This is a genomic window from Nocardia takedensis NBRC 100417 (assembly GCF_000308695.1).
GTDB lineage: Bacteria > Actinomycetota > Actinomycetes > Mycobacteriales > Mycobacteriaceae > Nocardia > Nocardia takedensis.
The window spans coordinates 17,581-27,032 of record NZ_BAGG01000042.1 but is presented as its reverse complement, the minus strand read 5'-3'; the positions used below and the strand labels follow the sequence as shown (position 1 = coordinate 27,032).

Here is a 9,452-nt window from a genome sequence, read left to right as displayed (position 1 = left end):
CCATCAGAACCAGCAAACAACCGGCCATTCAGTGAGGCAACTTTTCCAGCTTAGCCCAGCCAACCACCCGAAACCAAATCCGAGTATAAACCGAACCAGTGTGATCGCCAGGCGCTCTCGTACTACCTCGTTTCCCAGGCCCCGCCGAGCCTTTCGGCTCTGCGTCTCGGCTCCGGGTCGGTGTCCGTGTCGCTCTGACTTGGACAAAGTTACGTAGTCGTGTGGACGATGTCAAATCCCCTGGTAAACGACCATGATTCGCTCTCGAACCACCCCGGCGCCGCGGCCCGGAAACGATCTCTGCGCCATTCCCCCGCGCCCTCGGGAACGACGCCCACGATCTCCGCTGCGCTGACCCGCGGCAGATCGACGCGATTGCACGACGCGGCCAGATCCGGTGCGGTCGGCCAGGAGCCGATGACCAGACCCGCGCACCGCACGCCTTCGGCCCGCAGCGCGCGGGTCGTCAGTTCGGTGTGGTTGAGGGTGCCCAGTCCTGCGGCGGTGACCACGACGACCGGTGCGTCCAAGGCGCGCGCCAGATCGGGCAGGGTGAACTCGCCGAGTCGGACCAGCGCGCCGCCCGCCCCCTCGACCAAGGTCAGATCGGCGTCGGCGACGCTTTCGATCGCCGCGACGGTCTCCCGCAGGGTCAGCAAGGGCTGTCCGCAGCGGCGCGCGGCCGTGTCGGGGGCCAGCGGATCGGGGTAGCGGGCCAGTTCGAGGGTCGGCAGCGGTCCGGCGAGCCGTTGGACCTCGGCCAGATCGCCGGGTTCACCCGCGGCCACCCCGGTCTGCGCCGGTTTGCAGACCGTCACCGACAGCCCTTCGGCGAGCGCGGCGGCGGCCAGTGCGGCGGTGACCACCGTCTTCCCGACGCCGGTGGAGGTCCCGGTGACCAGCAGCACGCTCACGCGGGCACCGCGTCCCGGCCGCGCGCTTCGGCGAGCACTTTCCCCAGCACCGCGGCGATGGTGCGCATCTGCTCGGGGGTGAGATCGGCGCGGGCGGTGAGGCGCAGACGTGAGGTGCCCGCGGGAACCGACGGCGGCCGGAAACAGCCGACCTCGAGGCCCAGTTCGCGACAGCGCAGCGCGGCGGCGTGGGCCACCGACGCCGCACCGAGGATCACCGGGACGACCGCCGAGTCGGGGACGCCGACCCGGGTGATGTCGGCGAGGTCGGCGGCGCGGTCGAGGACCAGGCCCGCGCGTTCGGGTTCGCGTCGCAGGACTGCCAGCGCCGCGCGGGCGGCGCCGACCGAGGCGGGGGCGAGTCCGGTGTCGAAGATGAAGGTGCGCGCGGTGTCGATCAGGTGCGCGCGCACGCGTTCGTCGGCGAGCACCGCCCCGCCCTGGGCGGCGAAGGCTTTGGACAGCGTGGCGGTGACGATCAGATCCGGCTGTCCGGCCAAGCCGAGTTCGTGCACCAGGCCGCGTCCGCCCGCCCCGCGCACGCCGAGGCCGTGTGCTTCGTCGACGATCAGCACCGCTCCCCTGGCCCTGCTCACCCGGTGCAACTCGGCCAGCGGCGCGAGATCGCCGTCGGCGCTGAACACCGAATCGGTGAGGACCAGGGCGCGTTCCTCGGTGCGGGTGGCCAGCAGGTGGTCGACGGCGGCGACGTCGCGGTGCGGCGCGATCTCGACGCGGGCCCGGGACAGCCGGCAGGCGTCGACCAGCGAGGCGTGACTGCCCGCGTCGGACACGATCAGCGCGTCGCGGCCGGACAGGGCGGTGACGACGCCGAGGTTGGCGGCGTAGCCGGAGGCGAAGACCAGCGCCGAGCGCGCGCCGGTGAACTCGGCGAGTTCGTCCTCGAGTTGTTCGTGTTCGGCGGTGGTGCCGGTGACCAGTCGCGAACCGGTCGATCCCGCGCCCCAGCGGTGCAGCGAGTCGGCGGCGCCCGCGAGCACCTCGGGATGCCTGCTCAGGCCGAGGTAGTCGTTGGAGGCCAGGTCGATCGAGGGCGAATGCGGCGGCCGTGGCCGCAATCGACGGCGCAGACCGTCGCGGTCGCGCTCGGCCGATCGGGCGTCGAGCCAGCTCAGCGGATCGGTAGTCACAGCTCGGGAGCTTACTTGAACACCGTTCAAGGCGCGATCCCCTCAGTACTCCTGGGCGGTGACCGCGGCACGCATGGCGGCGGTGACGACGGCGATGTCGGCGCTGTCGCTGATGAACGGCGGCATGCAGTAGACGAGATCGCGGAAGGGGCGCAGCCACGCGCCCGCGGCCACGGCGGCCTCGGTGGCGCGGCGCATGTCGACCGGTCGCGCGAGTTGCACGACCCCGATCGCGCCGAGGACCCGCACGTCGCGGACACCGGGCAGGTCACGCACGGGTTCGAGTCCGGCGCGCAGGTCGGCCTCGATGCGCGCGACCGAGGCGCGCCAGTCGCTCGCGAGCAGGGTCTGGATCGAGGCGACGGCCACCGCGCAGGCCAGCGGATTGCCCATGAAGGTCGGACCGTGCATGAGTCCGCCGTGCGCCGCGCTCACCGTCTCCGCGATGCGCGCGGTGCACAAGGTCGCGGCGAGGGTGAGATAGCCGCCGGTCAGGGCCTTGCCCACGCACAGCACATCCGGTCGCACGCCGGCGTGGTCGGCGGCGAACAGCGCCCCGGTACGGCCGAAACCGGTGGCGATCTCATCGAAGATCAGCAACACGTCGTGTTCGTCGCACAGGCGACGCAGATCGGTGAGATAGCGCGGGTCGTGCCAGCGCATCCCGCCCGCGCCCTGCACCACCGGTTCCACGATGACGGCGGCCAGTTCGTCGGCGTGCGCGGCGATCGTGCGGGTCAACTCGGCGACGTAGTCCTCCCGGTAGTCGCGCGGCGGCGCGGAGACGAACACCTGCGGGGTCAGCACGTCGGACCACAGCGCGTGCATGCCGCCCTCGGGATCGCACACGCTCATCGGGGTGAAGGTGTCGCCGTGGTAGCCGCCCCGCCAGGTCAGCAGCCGATGTTTGGCCGGGCGGTCGCGGGCGCGCTGATATTGCAGACACATCTTCGCCGCGACCTCCACCGACACCGAGCCGGAATCGCAGAGGAAGACTTTGTCGAGTCCGGCGGGCGTGAGCTCCACCAGGAGCCGCGCGAGTTCGGCGGCGGGCTCGTGGGTGAGTCCGCCGAACATCACGTGACTCATCCGGCGCAGTTGGGTGAGGGCGGCGGCGTCGAGGGCGGGATGCCGGTAGCCGTGGATGGCCGCCCACCAGGAACTCATGCCGTCCACCAGGACGCGCCCGTCGGCGAGGGTGAGGGTGACGCCGCTCGCCTCGGTGACGATCAGCGGCTCGGTGGTTGCCGGGAAGCCGCCGTAGGGATGCCACAGGTGTGCCGCGTCGACGGCGGCGATCTCCTCGGGGGTTGGTGTCACGGCTGTCCTCACCACTCGTCCGGTCGCCTCCCGACCGACTTGAACAGCGTTCAAGTTACCATCGCCCGCGACCGCCCGACCGCGGCGGGCACCGACCGCACCGCCATCACGACCCGCGCTACCTCGGTCTACCGGATGCGCGCGCCCGCCCGCGAGAGCGAACCCCGCGCTGGCGCTACTGTCGTTGCTATGTCTGAGCCCGACCCGTCCGCAGGCGACCTCACCCCACTCGGCGTGTGGCCGGGCACCCCGTACCCGCTCGGGGCCACCTACGACGGCGCGGGCACCAACTTCTCGGTGTTCTCCGAGGTAGCCGAAGCGGTCGAGCTGTGCCTGATCGGCCGCGACGGCGGCGAGACGCGAATCCCGCTCGAGGAAGTCGACACCTACGTCTGGCACGCCTACATCCCGACCGTCGCGCCGGGGCAGCGCTACGGCTTCCGAGTGCACGGGCCCTACGATCCCGAACGCGGATTGCGTTGCGACCCGAGCAAATTGCTGCTCGACCCGTACGGCAAAGCCTTCGACGGCGAATTCGACAACGACCCGTCACTGCACACCCACGGCCTGGACTCGTTGGGCCACACCATGACCTGCGTGGTGATCAACCCGTTCTTCGACTGGGGCGCGGACCGCCCGCCGAACCGGCCCTATCACGAGACGGTCATCTACGAGGCGCACGTCAAGGGAATGACGATGACGCACCCGGAGATTCCCGACGAGCTGCGCGGCACCTACGCGGGCATCGCGCACCCCGCGATCGTCGGCCACCTCAAGGGGCTCGGCGTCACCGCGATCGAACTCATGCCGGTACACCAGTTCCTGCACGACCAGGTCCTCATCGACCAGGGGCTGCGAAACTACTGGGGGTACAACAGCTTCGGCTACCTCGCCCCGCACAACGGGTACGCGGCGAGTCCGCGCGGCGGCGCGGCGGTCACCGAATTCAAGGCGATGGTGCGCGCGCTGCACGCCGAAGGCATCGAGGTCATCCTCGACGTGGTCTACAACCACACCGCCGAGGGCAACCACCTCGGTCCCACCATCGCCTTCCGCGGCATCGACAACGCCGCCTACTACCGCCTGCTCGACACCGACCCGTCGCTGTACAAGGACTACACCGGCACCGGCAACAGCCTCAACGTGCGGCATCCGCACACCTTGCAGCTGATCATGGACTCGTTGCGCTACTGGGTGCTGGAGATGCACGTCGACGGGTTCCGCTTCGACCTCGCCGCGACCCTGGCCCGCGAACTGCACGACGTGGACCGGCTCTCCACCTTCTTCGACCTGGTCCAGCAGGATCCGGTGGTCAGCCAGGTCAAGCTGATCGCCGAACCGTGGGACGTCGGAGAAGGCGGCTACCAGGTCGGCAACTTCCCCGGCCAGTGGACCGAATGGAACGGCAAGTACCGCGACACCGTGCGCGACTACTGGCGCGGCGAACCCGCCACCCTCGGCGAATTCGCCTCCCGGCTCACCGGTTCCTCGGACCTGTACGAGGCCACCGGCCGCAGGCCCAGCGCCAGTATCAACTTCGTCACCGCGCACGACGGTTTCACGCTGCGGGACCTGGTGTCCTACAACGAGAAACACAACGAGGCCAACGGCGAGGACAACCGCGACGGCGAGAGCCACAACCGCTCCTGGAACTGCGGCGTCGAGGGACCGACCGACGACCCGGACATCCTGGCGTTGCGCGACAGGCAATCCCGCAATCTGCTCGCCACTCTGATTCTGTCCCAGGGCGTTCCGATGCTCGCGCACGGCGACGAGATGGGCCGGACCCAGCACGGCAACAACAACGTCTACTGCCAGGACTCCGAACTGGCCTGGATGGACTGGTCGCTGACCGAGACCAACGCCGACCTGCTCGGGTTCACCCGCAACGTCATCGCGTTGCGCACCGACCATCCCGTGTTCCGCCGCCGCCGATTCTTCGCCGGCGGCCCGGTGCGCGCCAAGGACACCGCGCGCGACATCGCCTGGCTCACCCCGGCGGGCGAGGAGATGACGACCGCGGACTGGGACAGCGGTTTCGGCAAATCGCTGACCGCCTACCTCAACGGCCTCGGCATCCCCGAGCCCGGCCCGCGCGGGGAACGCATCACCGACGACTCGTTCCTGCTCTGCTTCAACGCCCACGACTCCGCCCTGGACTTCGTCCTGCCCGACGCCGACTTCGGCGCCGAATGGTTCGTCGCCCTGGACTGCTCGGCGCCCGACGGCCGCTCCGAGGCCGCCTACACCGCCTCGGCCACGGTCGAGGTGCCGGGCCGCTGCCTACTCGTCCTCCGTTGCCCCGCCTCCTCCGCACGCCCATGACCACCGCACAGACACCGCATCCCGGCACCCCCGCACGCGACACCGATCCGGCCCCGCTCGGACGTCCACGCACCCGCCCGACCCCGGTGCGCAGCACCTACCGGCTGCAACTGCGGCCGGACGCGCTGACCTTCACCGACGCCCGCACGATCGCCGAATACCTCCAGCAACTGGGGATCTCGCACCTGTACCTGTCGCCGATCCTCACCCCGATGCACGGTTCGACGCACGGCTACGACGTCGCCGACCCGACCACCGTCTCGGCCGCGCTCGGCGGCCCCGCCGGCCTCAAGGCACTCGCCGACGAGGTGCGCAGTCGGGGCATGGGGCTGATCGTCGACCTGGTTCCCAACCATGTCGGCGTCGCCGATCCGCGGCAGAACCCGTGGTGGTGGGATGTGCTGCGCAACGGCCGCGAGTCGGCCTACCAGCACTTCTTCGACATCGACTGGAGTTCGGCCAACGGCGCGGGCGGGCGTCTGGCACTGCCGGTGTTGCAGAGCGACAACGACCCGGCGGCGCTGACGGTGGACCGGACCGGACCGGAACCGATGCTGGCGCTGCACGACCTGCGGTTCCCGATCGCGCCCGGCACCGACGGCGACAACGCGCTGCGCATCCACGACAAACAGCACTACCGCCTGGTCTCCTGGAAGGCGGGCGTGTGCACCTACCGGCGGTTCTTCGCCGTCAGCAGTCTGGCCGCGGTGCGCCAGGAGGACCCGGAGGTCTTCGAGATCACCCACCGGGAACTGGCCGCCTGGTGCGAACACGACCTCATCGACGGCGTGCGCGTCGACCATCCCGACGGCCTGTCCTATCCGGCCGCCTACACCGCCCGCCTGCGCAGGCTCATCGGCCCGCACCGACTGCTGCTGGTGGAGAAGGTGCTCGCCAACCGGGAACCGCTGGACGCCACCCTGCCGGTGGACGGCACCACCGGCTACGACGCGCTGGCCGGGCTCGGCGGGGTGCTCATCGACCCCGAGGGCGAGCACGCGCTGACCGAACTGTCGCGCCGCTTCGCCGGACACGGCAGCGACCGGGCCTGGGTCGGGGAGACCGAACACCGCATCAAACGCGCCGTGGCCGAAAGCATTTTGGCCCCCGAGGTGCGACGACTGGTGGCCGCGATCAAACGCGACGCCGCCGCCGAGAGCTTCGACACCCTCGCGCTCACCAACGCCACCATCGAGGTGCTGGCGTTCATGCCGGTCTACCGGGCCGACTACGCGCCGCTGGCCGGAATGACCGGCGCGGTGGTCCGCGAGGTCGAGAGACGCAACAGCGAACTGACCGTGCCGCTGTCGGTGCTGGTGGCGGCGCTGGCCGTGGACGGCGAGGCGACGCGGCGCTTCGGGCAGGTGTGCGGGGCGATCACCGCCAAAGCCGTCGAGGACACCATGTTCTACCAGGGCGCGCGACTGGTCTCCCTCCAGGAGGTCGGCGGCAACCCGGCGCGGTTCGGCCACTCGCTCAACGAATTCCATCTCGCCAACACCGAGCGCGCCGAACGCTGGCCCGCGACCATGACCACCCTGTCCACCCACGACACCAAACGCGGCGAGGACGTCCGCGCGCGGATCGGCGTGCTGTCGCAGGCCGCGAGCGACTGGGCCTCGGCGGTGGAGTCGTGGCTGGAACAGACGCCCGCGCCCGACGGGGCGACCGCGCTGTTTTTGTTGCAAAACATGTTCGGGGTGTGGCCCGCCGACGGGCGGCCCGCGTCCTCGGTCCCGAATCTGCGCGAACGACTGCACGCGTTCGCGGAGAAGGCCATTCGCGAGGCGGGCACCCGGACCTCTTGGGAAGAACCCGACGCCGAATTCGAATCCCAGGTGCACGGGTGGATCGACGCGGTCATCGACGGACCGGTGGGCAGCGAGATGAGCGATATGGTGCACGATCTGGCCCCGCACGCCTGGTCGGATTCGCTGGCGCAGAAACTGCTGCAACTGTGCGGCCCCGGCATTCCCGACCTCTACCAGGGCTGCGAATGGTGGGAGGATTCGCTGGTCGACCCCGACAACCGCCGTCCGGTGGATTTCGCCGGCCGCACCGGCATGCTGCAATCGCTGACCGGCACGCCCGCGCTGGACACCTCGGGCGCGGCCAAGATGTGGATCGTGGCCTACGCGCTGTGGCTGCGTCGCGAGCGGCCGGACTGCTTCGTCGGCGGCGCCTACCTGCCGCTGTTCGCGACCGGCGACCACGCGAGCAGGCTGGTCGCCTTCGCGCGCGGTCGACGCGGCGAAGCGCCCGAGGTGATCGTCGCCGCCACCCGCCACAGTCTCGGGCTGGGCGAATCCGGCTGGGGTGACACGACTCTCGACCTGCCCGCGGGCGTGTGGACCGATCGTCTCACCGGGCACACCTTCCAGGGTCGGGCCGCGCTCGACACGCTGTTCGCACGCCTACCGGTCGCCCTACTCGTGCGCTGACACCTGGTGCGCCGGACTGTCGGTCGCAGAGAGCCCATGCGCCGGGCAGTCGGTCGCCGAGACTTCGTGCGCCGGGGCGGCGGGGGCCGAGATGTCAGGGGTCGCGGCCTCTTGCGCCGGGACGGAGTCGATGTCCTCGAACAGGTCCTCGGGGAACGATCCGCCGAAGGTGTCGGCGCGCCACCGTTCCAGGTTGGGCGGATGGTATCCGGGCGTCGAGAGGACGGCCGAGGCGAGTTTGACCCCGCTGTCCGCGCCGCCGCGGCGGCGCGGGGCCAGCCGCCGCCACGAGTCGAGGTGGAACCGTTCGCTGCGCGGCGCGCGCAGGGTGCGCAGCAGATTCAGCGCGCGGTAGGCCGGTCGTAGCGAGTCGTGCCTGGTCAGGTGGACCTCAGGGGTGCGCGGGCACCGCCGGGCGAGGGTGTCGAGGCGGTCGCGATCGAAGACCAGTCCCGCGTCGGCGGCCTCGCGCACCATCCAGCGCAGTGTCAGATCCGACAGCCCGCATTCGGGATAGCCCCCGCCGATATCGGTGTGCACGCCCGCGAACCACACCTGCTTGACGCGCGCGACGTCGCGGCGGTACTTCACCTCGGGTTCCACGGGCACCTCCCACAGGCAGGGCTCGAACGCGCGACGACGCTCATCGATGGCCAGGGCTTGGCGCGCGCGGTGCACGTTCGGCGAGAGGCGCACGTCGTGGAAGCGGTGGCGCAACGCGGTGAGACCGGGAACGCCGAGCGCGCCGACGGTGTCGAAGACGCCTAGGAAATCGATGCGCGCGGGATGGCGGCAGTGCTCGGCGCGGAAACGTTCCCACGACGGCGGGGTGGACCCGTCGACGGGCGGTGGCTGTCGGTAGAGGGCCAGCGCGTCGGGGTAGCGGCCGTCGATCATGGCCGCCGGGGTGAGCAGCCCGATCCGGCTGATCAGGCCCGCGAGGCTGCGGGCGGTGAACGCGCCGCGACTGAAGCCGAAGAGGTAGATCTCGTCGCCGGGCTCCCAGTTCAACGCCAGATGCCAGTAGGCCGAGGACAGGTTGGCCTCGAGTCCGAGGCCGAACGCGCCGCCCACCATCCGGTCGGTCAGGAAGCCGCGGGCGCCGGGGCCGGAGACGTAGCTGACCCACTGCGGGATCACGGCGCCGTGCGGACCCGGCGCGGAGACGCACACCGTCTGCGCGATCTTCACGATGTTGGAGACCGTGCTGCTCGATTCGGCCTTCCACGTCCCGTCGCAACACACCACCAGGCGCTTCATGGGGGAATTCTCCTTCGGCGACCGCGACGACACGCGCGTAG

The 9,452-nt window shown here is 70.4% G+C and carries 6 protein-coding genes; 2 read left to right on the top strand and 4 right to left on the bottom strand.

Annotated elements, in window-relative coordinates; genetic code table 11:
* Positions 1-209: 209 nt before the first annotated feature.
* Genes bioD through ON30_RS09755 form a run of 3 tightly spaced genes read right to left on the bottom strand, consistent with a single transcriptional unit; the run spans position 210 to position 3,385 of the window.
* Positions 210-914 carry a dethiobiotin synthase gene (gene bioD / locus ON30_RS09765; protein WP_040705936.1) on the bottom strand — a complete coding sequence of 235 codons (705 nt, stop codon included), beginning with the start codon at positions 912-914 and terminating at the stop codon, positions 210-212.
* Positions 911-2,065, bottom strand: a complete 1,155-nt coding sequence (locus ON30_RS09760; protein WP_040705935.1) for an 8-amino-7-oxononanoate synthase — start codon at positions 2,063-2,065, stop codon at positions 911-913. Before ON30_RS09760 ends, bioD begins: the two co-directional genes overlap by 4 nt.
* 42 nt (positions 2,066-2,107) lie before the next feature.
* The gene (locus ON30_RS09755; RefSeq protein ID WP_085999301.1) at positions 2,108-3,385 is read right to left on the bottom strand and encodes an adenosylmethionine--8-amino-7-oxononanoate transaminase; all 1,278 of its coding nucleotides are present in this window, start codon (positions 3,383-3,385) and stop codon (positions 2,108-2,110) included.
* Between the two features lie 189 nt (positions 3,386-3,574).
* On the opposite strand from ON30_RS09755, the gene glgX reads away from it, so the two are divergent.
* Together glgX and treY are read left to right on the top strand one after the other, a co-directional pair.
* Positions 3,575-5,710 (top strand): glycogen debranching protein GlgX, encoded by a 2,136-nt coding sequence (gene glgX, locus ON30_RS09750; protein ID WP_040705934.1) that lies wholly within the window; start codon positions 3,575-3,577, stop codon positions 5,708-5,710.
* The gene (treY, locus tag ON30_RS09745) at positions 5,707-8,151 is read left to right on the top strand and encodes a malto-oligosyltrehalose synthase (RefSeq protein WP_083911276.1); all 2,445 of its coding nucleotides are present in this window, start codon (positions 5,707-5,709) and stop codon (positions 8,149-8,151) included. The genes glgX and treY overlap by 4 nt, the downstream gene beginning before the upstream one ends.
* Here the strand turns inward: treY and ON30_RS09740 are convergent.
* Positions 8,137-9,411 (bottom strand): T6SS phospholipase effector Tle1-like catalytic domain-containing protein, encoded by a 1,275-nt coding sequence (locus tag ON30_RS09740; protein ID WP_083911275.1) that lies wholly within the window; start codon positions 9,409-9,411, stop codon positions 8,137-8,139. The two genes, treY and ON30_RS09740, sit on opposite strands and share 15 nt — an antisense overlap.
* Positions 9,412-9,452 lie beyond the last annotated feature (41 nt).

Excerpts from the sequence above, each read along its gene's own strand:
- glgX (WP_040705934.1), top strand. The coding sequence starts at position 3,575 with ATGTCTGAGCCCGACCCGTCCGCAGGCGACCTCACCCCACTCGGCGTG.
- treY (WP_083911276.1), top strand. The coding sequence starts at position 5,707 with ATGACCACCGCACAGACACCGCATCCCGGCACCCCCGCACGCGACACC.
- ON30_RS09740 (WP_083911275.1), bottom strand. The coding sequence starts at position 9,411 with ATGAAGCGCCTGGTGGTGTGTTGCGACGGGACGTGGAAGGCCGAATCG.